12 protein-coding genes are annotated in these 19,130 nt (G+C 64.6%); 5 read left to right on the top strand and 7 right to left on the bottom strand.

All coding sequences use genetic code 11. The annotated features are described in order from the left end of the window. Positions 1-79 precede the first annotated feature (79 nt). Entirely contained in the window at positions 80-2,209 is a 2,130-nt protein-coding gene (locus FZO89_RS07810) for an Atxe2 family lasso peptide isopeptidase (protein WP_262378571.1), read from the top strand. Here the strand turns inward: FZO89_RS07810 and FZO89_RS07805 are convergent. The 4 genes from FZO89_RS07805 to FZO89_RS07790 all read right to left on the bottom strand — a co-directional run bounded on the left by FZO89_RS07805 (position 2,206) and on the right by FZO89_RS07790 (position 5,648). Beyond that, positions 2,206-3,939, bottom strand: coding sequence for an asparagine synthase-related protein (locus tag FZO89_RS07805; RefSeq protein WP_149102722.1), 1,734 nt, complete (start codon positions 3,937-3,939; stop codon positions 2,206-2,208). The genes FZO89_RS07810 and FZO89_RS07805 overlap by 4 nt on opposite strands. Further along, positions 3,939-4,622 (bottom strand): lasso peptide biosynthesis B2 protein, encoded by a 684-nt coding sequence (locus FZO89_RS07800; RefSeq protein ID WP_149102721.1) that lies wholly within the window; start codon positions 4,620-4,622, stop codon positions 3,939-3,941. The genes FZO89_RS07805 and FZO89_RS07800 overlap by 1 nt, the downstream gene beginning before the upstream one ends. 48 nt (positions 4,623-4,670) lie before the next feature. Further along, the gene (locus FZO89_RS07795) at positions 4,671-4,817 is read right to left on the bottom strand and encodes a benenodin family lasso peptide (protein WP_187471085.1); all 147 of its coding nucleotides are present in this window, start codon (positions 4,815-4,817) and stop codon (positions 4,671-4,673) included. Between the two features lie 198 nt (positions 4,818-5,015). Next, on the bottom strand, positions 5,016-5,648 hold the full coding sequence (locus FZO89_RS07790) for a GntR family transcriptional regulator (RefSeq protein WP_149102719.1): 633 nt from the start codon (positions 5,646-5,648) through the stop codon (positions 5,016-5,018). A 372-nt stretch (positions 5,649-6,020) separates the two neighbouring features. Here FZO89_RS07790 and FZO89_RS07785 point away from each other — a divergent pair, with 372 nt between their 5' ends. The 3 genes from FZO89_RS07785 to FZO89_RS07775 all read left to right on the top strand — a co-directional run bounded on the left by FZO89_RS07785 (position 6,021) and on the right by FZO89_RS07775 (position 10,479). After that, positions 6,021-6,593, top strand: a complete 573-nt coding sequence (locus FZO89_RS07785) for an RNA polymerase sigma factor (protein WP_187471084.1) — start codon at positions 6,021-6,023, stop codon at positions 6,591-6,593. A gap of 16 nt (positions 6,594-6,609) precedes the next feature. Continuing rightward, positions 6,610-7,611, top strand: coding sequence for a FecR family protein (locus FZO89_RS07780; protein ID WP_187471083.1), 1,002 nt, complete (start codon positions 6,610-6,612; stop codon positions 7,609-7,611). Between the two features lie 165 nt (positions 7,612-7,776). Then, the gene (locus FZO89_RS07775) at positions 7,777-10,479 is read left to right on the top strand and encodes a TonB-dependent receptor plug domain-containing protein (protein WP_187471082.1); all 2,703 of its coding nucleotides are present in this window, start codon (positions 7,777-7,779) and stop codon (positions 10,477-10,479) included. A 456-nt stretch (positions 10,480-10,935) separates the two neighbouring features. Here the strand turns inward: FZO89_RS07775 and FZO89_RS07770 are convergent, their stop codons facing one another. The 3 genes from FZO89_RS07770 to FZO89_RS07760 form a co-directional block, all read right to left on the bottom strand. Further along, positions 10,936-11,364, bottom strand: coding sequence for a DUF4279 domain-containing protein (locus FZO89_RS07770; protein WP_187471081.1), 429 nt, complete (start codon positions 11,362-11,364; stop codon positions 10,936-10,938). After that, positions 11,348-14,593, bottom strand: a complete 3,246-nt coding sequence (locus FZO89_RS18760; protein WP_149102714.1) for an RHS repeat domain-containing protein — start codon at positions 14,591-14,593, stop codon at positions 11,348-11,350. The genes FZO89_RS07770 and FZO89_RS18760 overlap by 17 nt, the downstream gene beginning before the upstream one ends. A 170-nt stretch (positions 14,594-14,763) precedes the next feature. Next, a complete protein-coding gene (locus FZO89_RS07760; protein ID WP_222928101.1) occupies positions 14,764-16,713 on the bottom strand; it encodes a hypothetical protein in 1,950 nt (649 codons plus the stop codon). Positions 16,714-17,511: 798 nt separating this feature from the next. Between FZO89_RS07760 and FZO89_RS07755 the strand changes: the two genes are divergently transcribed. Continuing rightward, a complete protein-coding gene (locus tag FZO89_RS07755) occupies positions 17,512-19,116 on the top strand; it encodes an MFS transporter (protein ID WP_149102712.1) in 1,605 nt (534 codons plus the stop codon). Positions 19,117-19,130: the final 14 nt, after the last annotated feature.

The following is a 19,130-nucleotide window of genomic DNA, read 5'->3' as shown; positions in this document are numbered from 1 at the left end:
GGAAGGGCGGGCGCCGATACCGGGCGCGTCGGCGACGTGATGTGCGAATGCGGGACGCAGGCGCATGAGGGAGGTAGACATGGAAATGCAGCGGATGCACGCGGCCGCGAATGGCCTGGGGGTACGGATGCGCCCCTGGCTGATCGCGTGTTTGCTCTTTGCCACCGCGGGCGCGGCGATGGCGACCACGCCGGTCGCGCCGCGCCGACTGGTGGAAGTGGTGGACTTGGCCGGGCCGGTGGTCTCGCCCGACGGGCGCCGCGTGGCGTTCCGCGCCGAGCAGGCCTCGGTGGAACGCGATACCTACGACTCGACCTGGTACGTGCAGGACGTGGACGGTCGCGTGCCGCCGCGTCGCGTGGGTGACGGTGGCGTGCCGCTGCGCGACTCGGCGGGCGGCTCGATCCCGCCGGTGGCGGTGTGGTCGCCGGACGGCAGGTACATCTACTACCGTGCGGTGCTCGAAGGCCGGATCGACGTGTGGCGTGCTGCGGCGGATGGATCCGGCGCGCAACCGGTGACATCCGATCCCGCCGACGTGCGTGCGTTCGTCCTGGGGGATGACGGGACGGCACTGCGCTACAGCGTGGGTGCGACACGCGAGGAGGTGGCGCGTGCCGAGCGGACCGACTACGACAACGGGATTCGCATCGACGAAACGGTGCCGGTCGGCGCCAGCCTGTACCGCTCCAGCCGGGTAGGCCCGCGGTTGGCCACCCAGCGATACACCGGCACCTGGTTCGATCGGGGTCCGCTGCTGGCGGACGTGCCGGACCGTTGGCGCGAGATCGACCTTCGCACGGGGGAGCGGCATGCCGTGCCGTTCCGGGAACCCGACCCAGCAGGCGCGGCTGCCGCGCCGGACGCCTTGCCCACCACCCTGCTGGAGGTACCGGATCCGCACGGCGGGCGTGTGGCGGTGTTGTCGCGCTCGGACGGCGGCGATCGCTCGCGCAGATCGGATCGTGCCAAGCTTTCGGTGCTGCCCGGCAGCGGCGCGGGAAGCGCGGTCCCGTGCACGGCCGGGCCCTGCGCGGACAAGGCGATCACCAGCGTGCAATGGAGGCCCGGCGGCGACGAGCTGCTGTTCACCGTGACGGACCGCGAGAACGGGCTGGCGCAATCCATCTTCCGATGGAACGTCGGCACCGGGGACGTGCAGGCCGTGGTGGCCGCGGATGGGCTTGTCAGCGGTGGTCGCGACACGCGCAGTACCTGCGGCCTGTCGGCCGAATCGCTGCTGTGCGTCGCATCGGAGGCGGACGGGCCGCCGCGGCTGGAGAGGATCGACATCCTGAGCGGTAATCGGCACGTGCTGTTTGCGCCGAACGCCGCGCTGGCGGCGGATCTTTCCGAGTCGATCTCCTCGCGCCTGCTGCGTTGGGAGGATGGAGAGGGCAACCAGTTCTCGGGCTACCTGTTCGAAGCCAGGCGCGGCCCCACGAGGCGCCCGCTCTTCGTCAACTACTATCACTGCGCGGGCTTCCTGCGCGGCGGGATGGGCGACGAGTGGCCGCTCGCGTCGCTTGCCGGGGAGGGGATTTCGACGTTATGCATCAACGCGCCGCCTCCCAAATCCGATCCCCTCGTGCGGTTCGACGGAGCGATCACCGCCGTCCGGCACGCCGTGGATCTGCTCGAGTCCCAGGGGCGGGTGGACCGAGCGCGGATCGGAATGGGAGGGCTGAGTCTCGGCAGCGAAGCCGTGTTGTGGGTGGCGATGCACTCCGACCTGCTGGCCGCGGCATCGGTGACTTCGCCCTCCGTCACGCCGATCTACTACCTGATGGGGAGCGTGAAGGGCGACAGGTTCCTGGCTGGCCTGCGCGGCGTGTGGGGCCTGGGCTCTCCTGAGGAAACGCCGGAGCAATGGAAGCGCCTTTCGCCGGCCTACGGGGTGGACAGGATCACGGCGCCGATCCTGTTCCAGATGCCCGAGGAGGAGTACGTCCACGCGCTGGAGTACGCGGTCCCGCTGATGGGAGCGCATCGTGCCGACATGTACGTGTTTCCGGACGAACCGCACCGCAAGTTCCAGCCGCGCCACCTGCAGGCGGCGAACGAACGCAACCTGGATTGGTTCCGCTTCTGGCTGCAGGACGTGGAGGATGCGGATCACCGCAAGGCGGGGCAGTACGCACACTGGCGCAAGATGCGGGAGCACGGCCGCGACGGTACCAGCGGGTCGCCAGACCTCGGTCTGCGCTAGACCTGCTGGCGCGCCCAGGCTTCCGCCCTGCACAGGTCGAACACGCGCATGAATGCACGATCCCTGGGGGCCGAAGGCCGCTTGAAGAACTCTGCGATTGCCTCGCGATCCAGGAGGTGATGGGACTGCAGCACGCCTTCCATCAGGTAGTCGCGCATGTGATCCTTCTTCTGCCGGTAGACGGCACCGTTGTACTGCAGGAAATTGCCCTTGCTCCGTCTCTCGACCACGTTGCGGGGAAGCAGGGCGGCGAAGGCCGCACGGGCGACGGATCGATCGACGCCGCCGGTGTTCCACATCCATGTGGGAATGGACAGGCAAGTTTCCATGACAGGTTGGGACAGCAACGGCAACCGCAGTGGCCGTCTCGTAGCCCTGGACAATCCATCGCGGAAGAGCTGGGTTCCCGCGAGCCCAAGCACGCGCTCCCTGTCTCCCGGGAAGGCGCCCGGCGGAGCATCCGACCAGGGATGCGGATCGGGGGCGCCGACCACGGCATCGCGGTTCATCATGTCCGATATCGCCGCGGGCGGCGCCGTCGAGACACCCTTCAGCTTCCGTGCCGCGAGGCTCGCGGCCCGCCATGTGGTGCACTGGTGCAAGTCCGCGAGGTCCCGCACCGCACGCATGCCTGCGGAGAGTCCGCATTCCCTGAATGCGTCTGCTGCCGGGGCGGCACCACCGAGATAGCCGAAGACCGTGTCGCCTCCGCCACCGGAGTAGAAGCTGCGCATTCCTTCGCGGCCCGCCACGCGTTCCATGATGGCGTCTGCCGCATGCTGCAACGGGCCGGCGCCAGGGCCGACCGCCGAGGAAGGCGGGGGTGCATCGAACGAGGCGGCCGCCACGGTCAGGCCCTCTGTGTGGAGTTGTACGCCCAGGCCTTCCGTTACGGCCCTTGCGTACTCGCGCTCGTCGGCGCCAGGAAGCTCCGAAACCAACGTGACGCAGGAGACGTCCGCGCGCACGCCTCGAAGGCACGTTGCGACGATCGATGAATCCAGGCCGCCGGAGAGTTCCACGAGGATGGATTCATCTACCCCCGCCCAGCTGGCGATCGTCCTCTGGGTGACGGCGCGGAGCTCCGTGGCGGCGCTGTCGAACCTCGCATGCCGATATGGCGGCGCGACAAAGCGCCACGGCGACCAGGCCTGCCCCACGCGAGAGCCGGCGTCATCCAGCCACAGGGTATTTCCTGGGAGCAGTTCACCAACTGAATCGAGCGCGGTGCGCCCGGTCTTCACATAAGGGTATGTGAGGAAGTGTGCGAGGGCGATCCAGTCGACCTGCTTCCGGTACAGGCCGAGCTGCATCGCCATCGAAATATCGGAGGTGATGAATCCGGCGCCACGATCCGTCGCGTAGACGCAGGGCAGGCCACCGGAAGGATCTCGCGTCACTGTCAGCCGCAACGGGCCATCGTGTCCGCCCTGGATCAGGAGGTACTCGCCCCAGTATTCGTTGACGAGGTGTGAGCGGATCCGTGCTGGATCTGTCGTCGAAAGACGAAGTAGTCCGTCTTGGACACGCGTGCCGTCACGTCGAAACAGATGTCCGATCACGATGCCGCCGTCGGGAGTCGCTGCGGTCGGCGCAGCCGGCGAGGTGAGCAGCCTTGCGCCAGCCCAGGAGGCGCGCGCCTCCAAGCCGAGCAAGCGCGCATGCTCCGTGGTCTCCGCCACCGACCTGGCGCCGGGGTTGCCGACGATGACCAAGTAGCGATCGATCATCACAGTACCCTGATCGGAGTGTGGGCCAGGGCGTTGCCGACCGTGTCGTTGAGCACCATGTCGCCGGCCTGTACCCAGCAGTGCGCTGCAAATGGTTCACATGTGACGCCGAATACGATGTTGGCAACGATGCGACGTCTCGCGAGAAATCCCACCAGGGCGAGTGAGTCCGGAAGGCAGCAGGGTTCGATCGGCACGTGCAGGCGGGCCCGCCTGAAGCGCTGGGCGAGTTCGATCAACCTGTCTCTGTCCGCACTGACGGCAGAACCCTGGGTGGCCAAGCGGGCTTGGCGATCCCGTGCGGTGTCCGCGAGGACATCACGCAGACGTCGCCTGCGCAGTTCGCGGCGGCGCGCCAGGACGCCTATCAGGACCTCGGGAACGAGGGCTGTTGCCGACCGCGCGTCACGGCCCTGCAGCTCCAAAGCGCTGCGTGCAGGTACGTCCACGCGCGGCGATGGGATGGACTTGTCGTTGGTTGGCACCGCCGGGACAACGACCCCGAGATCTGCAAGCTTCAAGAGGTCCGCGGCTGAAGCCTTGCCTCCGGCCCTCTCCCAGGACAGGAACGATCGCTCGAGATCAGCAGGTAGGCGGAAGTATCGGTCTGACTCGATGTCCAGGAAGATCGCCTGGCTGTCGATCACGCAGAAGGAGAGATCATCCCGGATCCGGTAGCGCATAGGTCACCGCAGTGAAGAAGGGCGCATCTCGCGATGCGCCCTCGTGGTTCAGCTATCCGAGATGCCGGTATCGGGGAAGCGGCCGAAAGGCTCGTCCAGGCCGACGGGGATGCCCTGGGTCTCGATGCTGGCGACGCCGAGTTCGATCAGGACGTCCTTCTCGTTGCTGCGGTTGGCTTCGTTGATCTTGTCCATCTTGGCTCTCCTCTTTGTGTCATGGACCATCCATGACTCATGCAGCCTAGGAGTCCGCGGCCGTGATTCTCAAATGATTATTACGTTGTCTTCTCTTGATTGTGCCGCGTTGTGATCGATGTCCATCATTCGAGTCGCGTCGGCATGGGCAATCGACGCCGTAGCCTTGATTGAGGCGGGCTCCGCGCGTGCGTGGTGCTACCGGTGTTGGTCTGCCGTCGCCGTCAGTCTTGCCACGATGCGCGGGACCAGCTGCATGCGTCGCTCGTGGTAGCGCGCAAGCGCCAGCTTCATATTGGCCATGTCGCGCCGCCGCCATGGCTGGGCGAGCTCGAGATACTCCTCGGCCGCATCATCGAAGAGCCCTTGCGTCGCCCGGCGTACCGGGGCCAGTTGATCGTTGGCCCGCCGCACGGCCTGCCGCAGGGAGGGGTGCTCGATTGAGCGGGCGATCGCTTCGAAGAGCTGCCACGTGCGATTGACGACATCGTCTTCGATGGATATGGGTTCGGCGACCATCGTGGGCGCCGGGGAGCGGTGCTCACTGACAAGGTCGCAGGCCATGACGAGCAGGCGCTGCATCCAGTCGAAAAGGCCGCGTAGCGCGACCTCGTTCGGCAGCGGAACAAGGAGACCGCTCCGGGCATGATCCTCGAGCAATCCTTCGCCGACGAGTCGATACAGGGCGAAGCGAACCGGCGTGGTGCTGGCCTGGAACTCGAGTGCGAGCGTTGCTGGATCGACCCTCTGTCCGGGCATGTAGCGCCCTGCCTGCAGGTCTCGTATGACCTGGCCGTACACGAATGCACTCTTGGAGTGGGTCTCGCTCATGGCGGACTCCGTGTCTGCGTTTGGCATCGTCCCTGGCGAGATATTACATGGATGGACAGTGGCGAAAACAAGCGGCATAGACGTGCCTGCATGTAGAAGAACTCGAAGCGGAACTCCAGAACATGGTGCGCCGGATTTCCGCAGGAAGAAGGTAGGGATTCGCCCTGCAAGAAGGCTTGTAGTGGAGATGGCTGCGGTCGTTGCTTCGCGCACATCGCTGGATTTCGGGCAAGGAGTCCTCCCGCGACGCGTGGGGAAAGGGGTTCTGCGGATCCGGACCTGGAGCAGTCGTGCCGCAATTGCATGGGATCGCATCGCTGACTTCTAATGCCCGTACTGCTCCCGGAGGCGCGGCGGCAGAGGCCTGGAACGATGACCGACAAGCGCGATGACATGGCGACCGGTTCGCCGGCGACGGGAACGGTCGAGTGCGAGGATTCGCGCGTACGTTTCGAGGAGTTCGTACGCAGTCAGTACCGTGGCCTGGTCGGGTTCCTGAGTCGCCGCAACAGCGTGGAAAACGCTGAAGAGATCGCGCAGGACAGCATCATCAGTCTTCTCGGGTATCGCGAGAAGGGGCACGTCAGCGACTGGAAGCCGCTGCTGTACCGGATTGCGATCAACCGATCGATCAAGCACGGCAAGCGTGAGGCCTCCCGTGCGCATGGAGGCCGGGGGAGTGTCACCGAGTTGCTGGCCGATGATGCGCCGCTGCCGGAAGAGGAAGCCGAGCGCCTCCAGCGCGCCGAGCTCCTGCAAGCGGCGATTCTCGCGCTGCCGCCAAAGTGCCGGCGCGTCTACCTGTTGCGACATGGTCATGGCCTGAGCCATGCCCGGATCGCGGAGCGTTGCGGGATCTCCACGAAAATGGTGGAGAAGCACTTGGCCGCGGCCCTGCTGCGCCTGCAGCGGCAGGTAGGGTTTCTGCGCGATGGGGACTTGTAGAGGAATGGGTCGCAGGATGGGCATCGACGAAAGCCGGCGTGCCGCGCAACAGGCGGCAGAGTGGCTGGTCCGGCTGGACAGTGAAACCTGCACCGCGAGCGACATGGAGGCGTTCGAGCGCTGGCGCGGCGCCGATCCACTGCACGCGGTGGCATTCCGGCAGGCCGAGGCCATGTGGCGGGACAGCAGGGCCGTGATCCGCGACGGTTTGGTTCTGGGCCATGCTGCGGATTTGGCGCGGTGGGGCCCTGACATCCGGGCTGCGAGGTACGGAGGGCGCCGGGCGGCCTGGCTCGCGATCGCCGCCGCTCTCACGGCGATGGTCGTGGCGATGATCATCTACGACCCGCTTTCTCCGAAGGCGCCACCGCCAGGGACGCGATACGCCACGGCTGTCGGCGAACAACGCGACATTCGACTCGCCGACGGCTCGACGCTGACTCTGGACACTCAGACGGTGCTGGTGGAGCGCTTCAGCGAGAGCGAGCGCCGCGTCGATCTGCAGCAGGGGCAGGTGCAGTTCGACGTGGAGGGAGGCCCCGGCTGGCCCTTCGTGGTGCACGCGGGAGGCGGCACAGTCACCGCCGTCGGGACGCGGTTCCAGGTTCGCGTGGCAGGCGCCGGTTCGTCGGTGACGTTGCTGCACGGCGTCGTTCATGTTGCCGAACGCGGCTGGGATGGCAGTGGGCGCATCGATATCCTGCAGCCGGGCCAGCGTATCCGCCTTGACGCGAACGGCCGGCTGGGCGAGGTGGAGATTGCCAACGTGGGGGCAGCCGAAGGGTGGACCCAGGGCAAACTTCATGTCGACGACTGGACGCTGCGCGAGTTTGTCGCCGAGCTCAACCGATACAGTGTCGTGCAACTGCGCATCGACGACCCCGCGATAGGTGATGTTCGACTGAGCGGCGTGTTCCAGACCCGGAAGCGGCAGAACCTGGAACGCCTGCTGGAGCAGGGGTGGGGCATCCAGTCGCGGCGGGTCGCCGAGAACGAGATCCTGCTGACGCGGCAGTAGCGCGCCATGTGTCGATGCGGCCATTTACCGTACGCTCGGCCACGGACATGGCGGTGTGCATCGGGCGTCGTGGAAGAGGGCAGCACCCGCCGAAAGGATTGCGGCAGCGGAGATGGGATGCCCGATGGGCGTGGCGTTAATCCACACGCACTGAGGCAAGGAGCCATGGACAACGGTCAACCGGAAGTGCAGCATCGTCTCGACGGCGCGGGCGAGGGCAGGCGATGGGGCTGCCTGCGCACCCGCGTGATCGCGAAGGCGCTGGCGACGGCACTGGCTGCTCTGTTCATCGGCTGCATCCCTGGGCGGCCATACGCGCAGCCACCGCGTGTGCCCCAATCACTGGCGATCCCGGCCGGCAGCCTGCGCGAAGCACTCGACGCGCTGGCGTCGGCGAGTGGTACCACGCTGCTGTACTCGCCAGACCTGGTCGCGGGGAAGACGACAAGCGGCCTCTCGGGGCGGTATGCGCCGGGCGAGGCACTGCGGCTGCTGCTGCGGGGCTCAGGACTGGAGGCGCGGGACGCGGGTGACGCGACCTTCACCCTGAGACCGGCGCCGGCCGCGAATGGCCCGGGTTCCGCATCGCAGGCGACCAGGCGCCAGCTGTCGGCGCCGGTGCAGGTACGGGATTTGGAGACGATCGAGCTGGGCGGGATGACCATCACCGGGACCCGAATCCGCGGAGGCGTCACGCCCTCGCCGGTGATCACGATCAGCGCGGAGAACACCCGGGAGGAAGGCTTCAGTGACTTGGGAGACGTGATCCGTAGCGTGCCCCAGAACTTTTCCGGCGGGCAGAACCCGGGTGTGCCGAGCCTCGGCTACTCCGGCGCGGGCATCCATAACCAGAACGTCACCGGCGGGTCGGCCCTGAACCTGCGTGGACTCGGGCCGGACGCCACTTTGACCCTGTTGAACGGCCGGCGGATGGCCTACGGCGGAATGGCCCAGGCCGTGGACATCGACGCGATTCCCGTCGAGGCGGTCGATCGTATCGAGATCTTGCTCGATGGCGCCTCGGCGATATACGGATCGGACGCAGTGGGAGGCGTGGGAAACGTCATCCTGAAGCGCGATTTCGACGACGTGGTGATCGGCGTTTCGTTCGGAGGCGCCAGCGACGGTGGCATGGCAACCCGCGAGTACACCGCGACGGCCGGGAGTACATGGGGCGGTGGTGGGTTGATCACGACCTTCAAGAACGCAAGGGCGGACCCGATCTACGTGCGTCAACGCGACTATGCCAGCGTGATGCGGGATCCGACCACCCTGTATCCGGGAATCAACCTCAAAAGCGCCGTGGCCAGCATGCACCAGGCGGTCGGCGCGGTCGCGGAGATGACGATGGATGCAATGATGTCCAGGCGCGACCAGCTCTATAACGTGGCCTCGCCGGACGGCTGGATCAATCGCGTGAACTCCGAGACCACGACCAAGTTTGCGGCACCGGGAGTCAGGTTCTTCCTTCCCAATGATTGGACACTCGCCCTCAGTGCGACGAGGGGTACGAGCGAGCACATCCAGTACCAGCGCCGCGACACCGCGAAGACGGGCGATAGCACCCTGTCGGTCCACGACTGCTTGTGCAACAAAAGCACCGTCTACGAAGTAGGCGCTGACGGCGCCCTGTTCGAGTTGCCGGGCGGGGAAGCGCGCGTCGCGGTCGGCGCCGGCTACCGCAGGAACGAGTACCTGCACTTCAACCATCTCACGGGTACGCCGACCACGGGTGGGAAAGAAGGCAGTCGGTTCGCTTACATCGAGGCGGATCTTCCGGTCTTCGGCAAGCCGGATGACATCGGGGACGGGAACCGGCTCTCGATCACGGCCGCCTTGCGCGGGGAGGATTACGACAGCTTCGGTGGCGTGATCCTGCCCAAGCTTGGCTTGATCTACGGCCCCAGTGCGGATCTCACGCTGAAGGCGTCATGGGGGAAATCGTTCAAAGGGCCGACGCTGCGCCAGCGCCACCTCGCACCGTACGTCATGCTGGCCCCGCCGGCCTACTTTGGCGGCACCGGCTATGCCGCGGACGCGACCATTCTCGCGGACGGCGGCGGCAACCGCGACCTGGGCCCGGAGCGAGCACGAACCTGGACCGCATCGCTGGCATTTCACCCGGATTCGATCCCGGGGTTGGACGTGGAAGTTACCTGGTACGACATCGACTATACGGATCGCGCACTGGAGCCGATCACCAACTTCTCTGAAGCGCTGAGCAATCCCATCTACGCGCAGTTCATCGAGCATGCTCCAACCCCCGCGACACTGGATGAACGGATCTCAGATGCGGCGACGTTCCATAACTTCGTAGGAGCCCCATATGACCCGGCGAACGTCGCGGCCCTAGTCAACCTGCAGCACACCAACGTCGCGCGCCAGGAGATCCGTGGTGTCGGTCTGTCGGGCGCGTATCGGTTCAACATCGGTGATGGCAGCATCTCGCTGCGCGGATCGGCGATCTGGTTGGACAGCACGCAGCAGAACACCGACCTCCAGGTGCCGTTCGACCTGGCGGGAACGTTGAGCAATCCTCCAAAGTTTGGTTGTCGATTGGGCGGCGTATGGACCAAGGGCCGCTGGACCATGTCGGCGTTCGTCAATCACAAGGGAGGCGTGAGAAACTTGCCCCGAGACGAGAAGACGGCATCATTCACTACGCTCGATGCGGCGCTGCGGTTCGCCACCACCGCCTCTGCCAACGTGCTTCCTGGGCTGGAACTCACGATTGCCGGGCAGAACCTGTTCAATCGCGTGCCGCCCCCTACCACGCCGTGGCTACCGGCGTATGCGCCGCCTTATGACGCGACCAACTACTCGGCCGTCGGCCGGTTCTTGAGCATCAGCCTATCCAAGCAGTGGTAGCAACATACCACTGCCGGCAGTCAAGTCAGGCTCGATGCTATGCCGAAGATGGTGTGACCACTAGGCGGGATCTTGTATCCGCTCGCATGGCTTTGGCTCAAGCAGATTCGGCCGGGATCACGAGTAATCGGCACGACATCAGACAATGCGATGGCTAAGGCATCTTCAGCACCCTTAAGCTGGAGCTGATAGTAGACAAGGCTTTCGCCTAGCGCGAATCTGCCCGCCTCGCGGTGTTCGACTACATCGAGGCCTTCTACATCCGAACACGCATACACTCGGCTCTAAACTGCCAATTGTCCGCTCATACGAAGAGCGGTTCAATCGCTTAGGGTGTGTGCCCTAGGTCCACTTTCCGAAGAACGGGGGTCACTCCACGCCGTCCCCTATAGTTCCTTCAGTTCCTTCAGTTCCTTCAGTTCCTTCAGTTCCTTCAGTTCCTTCAGTTCCTTTAGTTTAATCCACCACTGAAAAGCGTACCGCTGCTCCAATTCCGCCAAGCAGTAACATGTCATCGGCAGTTAGTTCAAGATCGAGATGCCTGTATCCATCGGCACGGAGCAGTCCGGATACATAAACGTCGAGATGCACCTCATCGACACCTTCCATCGATGAGAGCTGGACAGGAAATTTCAGATTGGAAAAGATGTCCGCAATGTGCTCCGAAAGCACTAGTGACTTGCGCGTCGACCTCAACTCCCACATGCCTGTTTTCATGGAGTTGAACTTGCCACCCTTAAGCTCTTTCAGCTCGCCTTTCCGGTGCGATCTGGTTGCTAAGGCGCCTAGGCTGGAAGAGATCTCTTCAGGCAACAAATCGTCTCCATAAATATAGAGGCCGACCATCAAAGAGTCGATGCTCGCATTGTCATCCGCCATGTTCATCCTCAAGGTTTCCAACTGAATCCCCATTGGGATCAATCACATCGCCAGTATCAGGGTTGACTCCAAAATCGTGATCTGCTCCCGCGCCCTTTGTGTTCCCTTTTACTCCTCTATGAAATCTCTCGCGAGCTTCTCGAGGACTGACACCGTTCCTCCTTCCCCATTCCGCAGCTCCCACTGGGCCCGGCTTATATCCAGGCGGGAACTGGTCAGACATCATGATTCCACAAGCAAAGGCACCTTGTGTCTCACAAGCCGAGTGCCCCATGTCGTGGGGCCACATGCCTGCAACGAACACTAGAGAGATTGACCCGCCCTGGACCAGCGATCTGCCAATCTGTCCCCAACCAACCGCTTGTGAGGACGCGATTGCCGGACGGGTCGCAGTGACTGAGATTGTGGCCAGCGTAGTGGGCTCAGTAACGTTCTCCTCGGGCGGCGGAGTTTCCTTCTCCTCACTGGCTTGCCGGCCGTCCGGGTCAGTAAACCGATACGGATTGTCGTCGGCATACCAGTACCGGTTGAAGTTATCTCCGGTATGACCGCTAGCGGTCACAGGATCGACACTGAGAAACCTCCCGATGCTCGGATCGTAATAGCGCTGTTGCATGTATGACAGCTGAGTTGCCGCATCCTCCACATGCCCCGTATACCCCGGCCCGTCCCGCCATGCGCGATTCGGCCGCCCGTACGGTTCGTAATCCGTCCGCTCCAGCACCGTCCGGCTCTGGTTGGTGATCGCCACGGGACTGCCCAGCGCATCGGTGTGCTGGTACTTCGTGGTGTACACGTTGGTCGCCACGTCGCGTTCGCGGATCGCCACCAGGCTCCCCTGCAGATAGATGTACTCGGCAACCTTGCCCGAGCGGTCGTCTCCGGTCATCGAGAGGCGGCCATCCTGCAGGTAGTGCGTGTACTTCTTGCCGGTCCCCACCTGGTCCAGCACCCGGCGCCCGTGGCCGTCGTAGGCATAGGTCGATGCCGGGCTGCCGCTGTTGCTGCGGAGCCGGTTGCCGAAGTCGAAGGCGTAGGTCCGGCCGCTCTTGTTGGCCAGGTTGCCCTGCACGTCGTAACCCAGCCCGATAACCGTCGCCCCGCTGCAGCTGCCGGTCTTGACGTTGGTCAAACGCCAGGTCGCAGTGTCGTAGCAGTAGTAGTGGTTGCGGGCATGGTTGCCTCCGGTCACGTGGACCCGGGTCAGGTTGTCGAGCGCGTCGTAGGCATAGGTCGCGGTGCCGAACATCGGATTGGAGGTCCCGTTGCCGGACACCACCTTCGTCAGCCGGTCGAGCACGTCGTAGGTCATCGTGCGGTTCCCGCGGTTCCCAGTCCTGCCGTCGCTGATGGCCGAAACGTTGCCGTTCTGGTCGTAGTCGTAGCCATCGTTGAGGAAGGCCGATGCGCCGCAGCTGCCGTAGAAGTCGCAGCTTGTGTCGGGCAAGCCGCGAGCGTTCTGGGTCAACGTGTGCTTGATCGCGTTGCCATAGGTGAACTCCTTGATGCCGCCGTTGGGGTGGTAGGTCACGCCGGTGGCATAGGTCCCGGCCTGCGTCGGCTGGCCCAGTGCGTTAGGTGCGTAGTTCACGGCCAGGCCGTGCCAGGTCAGCGACGCCAGGTGGCCGTTGCCGTTATAGGCGTAGTCGACCGGCCAGGTGAAGACGGTACCGAGCTTCAGGCTCTCCCGGCTGAGCAGCCGGCGCCGGTTGTAGGTGTAGCTGTTGACCGTCTGCTGCGCACCGGCGGTGTCGTTGCGGGTGGTCACCGCGTTGGGCAGGCCGTCGGCGTAGTACGTCCATGTCTGGTTGCCCAGGCCGTCCCCTGGGAACGTAAGCGTCTTGAGCCTGTTACGGCCGTCGTAGGTTCGCACCGCCTTGCGGGCAGTGATCGCCGTGGTGTTGCCGGTGGTGTGGCAGGCAGTACCCGCCGGCAGGCCAGATGCCGACCAGGTCAGGTTGCCGGCTCCGTCGTAACCCATGACAGTGGCGCCGGTTTCAGGCTCCACGGAGCGGCACAGTTCCTGGTAAGCGTTGTAAGCGTAGCGGCGCGTTGCGCTTTCGGTCCCGTCACCTTTGCGCCGCGTAATGGACGTCGGCTTGCCGAACACGTCACGATCGATCTCGGTAATTGCGTATCCCACGCCACCGCTACTGTGTTGCTGCACGAAGACCGGCGTATCGTAATTCGGCTGATCGAAGGCCTGGTAGTTCGTCCAAGAGTAGTATCCACGTGGATTTCTGGTCCGTGTGTAGTAACCGTCCGCGCCGCCCAGATACTCGGTGGTCGTCGTCAGCTGCCCCGTACCTTCCCAGTCCTGCCTGACCTGCGTGACGCGATCGAGTGCGTCGTAGGCCGTGTGGATGCCTTTGAGTGCGGTGTTGGTGTAGACGGCCGCGCCGTTGGTTCGCATGGGATAGGACCGGAACGCCGCCCGGCCCTTGGCGTCATACCGGGTGATCACCTCGGAGTGGGTGCCTGCCACATTGCCCAGGTCCAGGGTCTGCTCAACCACCGGTCGCCAAAGCGCGTCCAGCACGAGGATCTTCCGCCCGTTGCCCGTGAGGGTCGTTTGACGCCAATGGCCGGCTGGGACACCGTAGGCAGCGGCATGACCGGCGGAGAAATCGATGGTGGTCGCCGCCCACTTGGAGGTGTTGCAGACGTCGGCCTGCGTTTCGGACGGGTAGGTGATCTTGTTGACCCGCCCCATCGCATCGTGGTCATAGCACGTGCGTGAGTTCAGCTCGTCGTCGATCGACTTGATCCAGCCATTGTTGTCGACCACGGCCGTTTGCGTGGCGCCCGCGGTGGCTTCGGGCGTTGCCGGATATCGGATCGACTGCGGAATGCCGCGCTTCCAGCTCGACAGGGTGGTGATGTTGTTGTTGCCGTCCGCGACCGTCTTGAGCGTGCCCAACTGGCCAGCGAGGGAGGCTTCGTACGTGAACGTTTCCTGCACCTTGCCGAAGCTGTATGTCTTCGAGGGAAGCGCCTTCCATCCGTAGTCGACCTGGGAGATCACGGAGTCCGCCTGCCCGTCGCATGCGGCATGAGCAGGACTCGATGCGGCGCAGGTGGTCTTCTTGACCTGGCCCAGGACGTAGGTCGCAAGGTCATCGTGGTACTCGATGACCTCGGTGCGGCTGTAGGTCTGGGCGTTCGCCACAGGCACCACCAGCATGGCAGACAGGCACGCAATCAACGCGTACCTGCAGCGAACGAGATAGTCCATGTCTCTTCCTTGTCCTGTCGTGAGCGCATAAGACGGTTGTGCGAGCTGGGCGGACGCCACCCCATATCCGGATTGCCGGTGCGGCAGTGCCGCTCCTGCGCTGTACCGGCGGCGCGGTGCGGCCCGGCGAGCCCTGGTCGAAGTCGTCATCGGCACGTCCTCGGGCCGCGCTACGGGTTGGGCGCGCTGCTGCGCGTGACCCTGGTCGGCCGACCCAGCGTGTCGAGGCACCTGCCGGAGCACGTGGTGTCGACAGCCCATCTGAATCGCGTCGCCTGCAGCACCTTGGTGGTGCTCAGCTTGGGCCGCAGGAACGTAGCGGCCACCCGGTCACGCGCGTCCGGGTGGAATCCGATGAGCTTGGGAAATCCCGAGATCGCCGTACCGGTTGCGTAGGTATGGGTCTCGCTCTGCAAGGGTTGGGCTTGGGGACTGGCAGCGCGCGTATGTGCGAGCAGCAGGCCCTCGTCCAGCGTGTAGGTGTTGCCGAAGGTGTAGGTGTCCAGCGCGCCATCTGGTCCCAGTACCTTGGTTCTGGTCGTGCCGTTCGCCATCGGGGCAAACCCGATGTTGGACTGGTAGCTGTACTTCCAGATCATTGGCGTCAGGGCTGGACCTGTGACCTTCTTGCCGGTCAACACGCGCCGGTATCCTCCAAGGAAGCGGCGTGGAACCGTAGTGGGGTTCGAGCCCGGCATGACGGCCCCTGGGGCATAGCAGCCATCGGTGACCGCCGATCGACCCAGAATCACTTGATCCACGCGGAAGACCGCGCGGGCCCCGGAAGGGGAATCGACGGTGTAGCCTCCGAAGTCGGTATCGGCGACCGTCGTCGCGTCCGGATTCACGGTTTGCGTCCAGGCAAGGTTCTCGCACGGTCGCTGGATGGAGTTGGGCGGCGGCGGGTGTGAGGTACCCCAGTAGCGCCAGTTCGTTCCATCTGGATTGCGGACTTCGGCAAGTGGCTGGCCACTAATGAGGTTGGCGGTCACGTTCGCCGAATTGTAGGTATAAGACCAAGCTCGGCCATTAGCGTTCACCGAGCTCAGGTAGCCGTTGGAATAACCCAACGTGATCAGGCGACCGTCGTTGGATTCGATTCGGTCCAGCTTTACCAGTTCATTGGTTTTGTTGGAGTACGTGTAGGTGACCCAGTTACCAAAGCGGTCCTCGATCCGGGTGGGGTACAGCGCAAGTGTGGCCAGTTGCATTGACACCTCCATCAGCTGAATCTCGCAGCCGAATGGTCCAATTGCGCAGTAGTTCAGGGCTGAATTACTAACAGGAAGGCTGCTTTCCAGCGCCATCCAATCGAACCAGTACTTCGTGCCATCTGGACGTACGACGAGGTAGCCCTCCCCTTGGCCAAAGATCCGCTCAGGAGAACCCGCTGGCGCCGACGTGTTCCGATTCTTGAGTGTGGTGATGCACGAGGCTGCGTCGTGGCTGGTCGTGACCCAACGGTAGGGTCCCCCGGAAGACGGCAATGGCATTCCCGCTGAATTGTAGACAAGCAAACCCGAGCTGCCATCAGGGTAATGAACGGTGGGAGGGTTCCAGAACATGTGCGCGCGGAACGCGTCCGGATACGGCTCGCCAGGCGGCGGTTCCATCAGCCAAGCCTGCGTGATCGAACAGTTTTTCGTGGGCTGAGCGGTGTCAGACGTAATCCATCCTGCTGTCGCCGAGTAGGTAGCCTCAATTTTCGGCAGGCCAATGGCCCAGTCGCCCAGTCGCGTTTGAGGATAGCCATAGGAGAAGGAGTTGAACTGCTTGACGGGATCGGTAGCCACCAGGATTCGACGGAACTCGACAGACAGCTTGCTGTTGCCCGGGATATCCACATCGACCACATTGAACGTCAGTGATCCGCTCTCCAGGCCATGCTGGTCTCCAAACTCGTTGCTTGGAATCGTCCTGTTCCGCTCCTGTCGCTTGAGCAGCGAATCCTTACGCAGATCGACGCCATACGCAGGTTGCTGAGCCAGGGAAGGGGCCGAGACTAGCAAGGCGAGTGCGGCGATACAGAAGCCAGAATGTCTCAGATGTGCGGCCCATCCGGTGCCGGGTTGCCTAGATGCCGTGTTCATAGGTTTGCGGTCGCTCCTGCGCCTGTTCATCCGGTTTAGAACTCCAAGGGGGTGTCACAAAGCCGCGCACCTCACCAATACACACACGACCATTTGAGTCGCGCACCACGGGTGATCCTCGAAGAGGGGCGTTCTCGAATAAGGGAAAACTCGGTGGTGCACCGAAGGCAGCGCTGAGAGAGGGGGCCATGTCTGGCTGCGCGAGACTCGAACAGAAGGAAGCAGACATTCACGTCCACGCCCTCCCCACGGCTTGCATACCCCGCAAAGGCGCGAGCCGATAAATTGCAGGGGCAGCACTGGTTGGCTGCGGGCCAGTCCGTGCACGAGAGAGAGCTCGGGCCATAACTGGCACTGGTCGATTCAGAGCAGAAGGCACGCGGCACACGTTCTGTGCGCCTACCCCTTCATTGCGCTCGCTTAACCTATCGGGCGCTTTGCCCGAGACTCCATGACAAGGCATGCGTCCCCCAGATATCCGTTCTGTCCCTACGCCATCCCTGGCTCCCCCGAGGGGATGGCGCCATGCGTGCCAGCGGATCTTGCGCCTTCCGTATCCGTTGTCAAGCGGCTAGCGCAGGTAGTGTTCCCCTCCGAAGTTTAGGGGCCCCCGCTGACGCAAAACTGTGCAGCCCCACGGTCTGGTTGCTAATGAAAGCGTTAGCTGCCGTTGGAGCCAGCGGAACATGAAGCGCGGATCGAAAGTGCTGTCTTCCAAGGAGCGTAGTTGGGCCGCTCACGGGTTGCCCGAGCAGGCAGGCACATCGTGACGTGTATTCCTTCCTCATCTGAATCAAACTCCGCCGCTTTCCCCCACCGCGCCTCCCGATGATCAACGGCCTAGCCTTCCGCCACCCCCTCGCATTCTGGTTCGGCTGCGCACTGCTGGTGGGCGGGGTGTTCGCCCACGCGCCGATGTTCATGATGGGGCAGCACACGCACTGGCAGATGGTGGGCATGCCGATGACCACGGAGATGTGGCTGGGCATGGCCGCGATCCCGCTGGGGCTGGCGCTGTCGACGTTCGGCATGCTGCCGCGGCTGCCCGGGGCCGGCGTGGCGCCCGCGGCGCAGCTGCATTTCCATGTCGCCGACGGAGTGGCGCTCAACCGGGCGCACCTGGGGCTGGTGGCGGTGCTGGTGGTGGCGCTGGCGGTGGACGTGATGAAGCCGGCCACGCTCGGCTTCGTGATGCCGGGCATGCGCGCCGAATACGCCATCGGCACCTCGAAGGCGAGCCTGCTGGCGCTGTTCGCGCTCACCGGCACCACGGTCGGGTCGATCTTCTGGGGCCGCATCGCCGACCATGCCGGGCGCCGGGCGGCGATCCTGCTGTCGGCGCTGATGTTCATGGGCACCGCGATCTGCGGGGCGATGCCGACCTTCGAATGGAACCTGGCGATGTGCTTCCTGATGGGCGCGTCGGCCGGCGGCCTGTTGCCGATCACCTTCACCCTGATGGCCGAGACCGTGCCGGCCGCACACCGCGGCTGGCTGCTGGTGGCGCTGGGCGGGATCGGCACGTCGGCGGGCTACCTGCTCGCGGCAGGCGCTGCGGCCTGGCTGGAACCGATGTTCAGCTGGCGCGTGCTGTGGCTGCTGGGCTTGCCGACCGGCGCGCTGATCCTCGTGCTCAACCGCTGGATCCCGGAGTCGCCGCGGTTCCTGTCGAACGCCGGCCTGCACACCGCCGCGCGCGAGGTGCTGCGTCGCTTCGCGGGGCCGGGGCGCGATGCGGTGGAGGTGGACGATGCCGCGCATCCGGGCGCGCCGGTGATCGAGGAATCGCATCCGGTCACCGGCCTGCGCGCGCTGCTGCACGGGCGGCATGCGCCGATCACCACCGGGCTGCTGGTCTGCGGCGTGGCGTGGGGACTGGCCAACTTCGGCTTCCTGCTGTGGCTGCCGACCAACCTGGTGGAACTGGGCGTGGAAGCCGACGCGGCCAGCGCCCTGCTCGCGCGCTCGGCGCTGCTGGCGCTGCCCGGGATCGCGGTGGTGATCTGGCTCTACCACCGCTGGAGCAGCGTGCGCGCGCTGGTGCTGTTCATCGCGTTCACCACGCTGTCGCTGCTGGCGTTCGCGGCGATGGGCTTCGCCGGCGTGCGCGAGCAGGTGTGGGTGGTGGCGGCCACGGCCGCGCTGCTGGTCAGCGTGAGCGGGGTGATCGCGATGCTGATCCCGTACGCGGCCGAGATCTACCCGGTGCGCCTGCGCGGCACCGGCTCGGGCGTGATCGCGGCGAGTTCGAAGGCCGGCGGCATCCTCGGCGCGGGGCTCGGCGTGGTCGGCTTCTTCGATCATTTCGCATGGTCGGCGCTGCTGATCGCCGCGCCGATGGCGCTGTCGGGGTGGATGCTGCTGCGGCACGGGATCGAAACGCGCGGGCGGCGGCTGGAGGAGATCGAGACGGCGCTGGCGGGGCCGCGGTAGAGGCGGGAACGCGG

It is taken from the genome of Luteimonas viscosa (assembly GCF_008244685.1).
Classification (GTDB): domain Bacteria; phylum Pseudomonadota; class Gammaproteobacteria; order Xanthomonadales; family Xanthomonadaceae; genus Luteimonas; species Luteimonas viscosa.
Note: the sequence above shows the minus strand (reverse complement) of the source record. Positions and strands in the feature narration are given on the sequence as shown.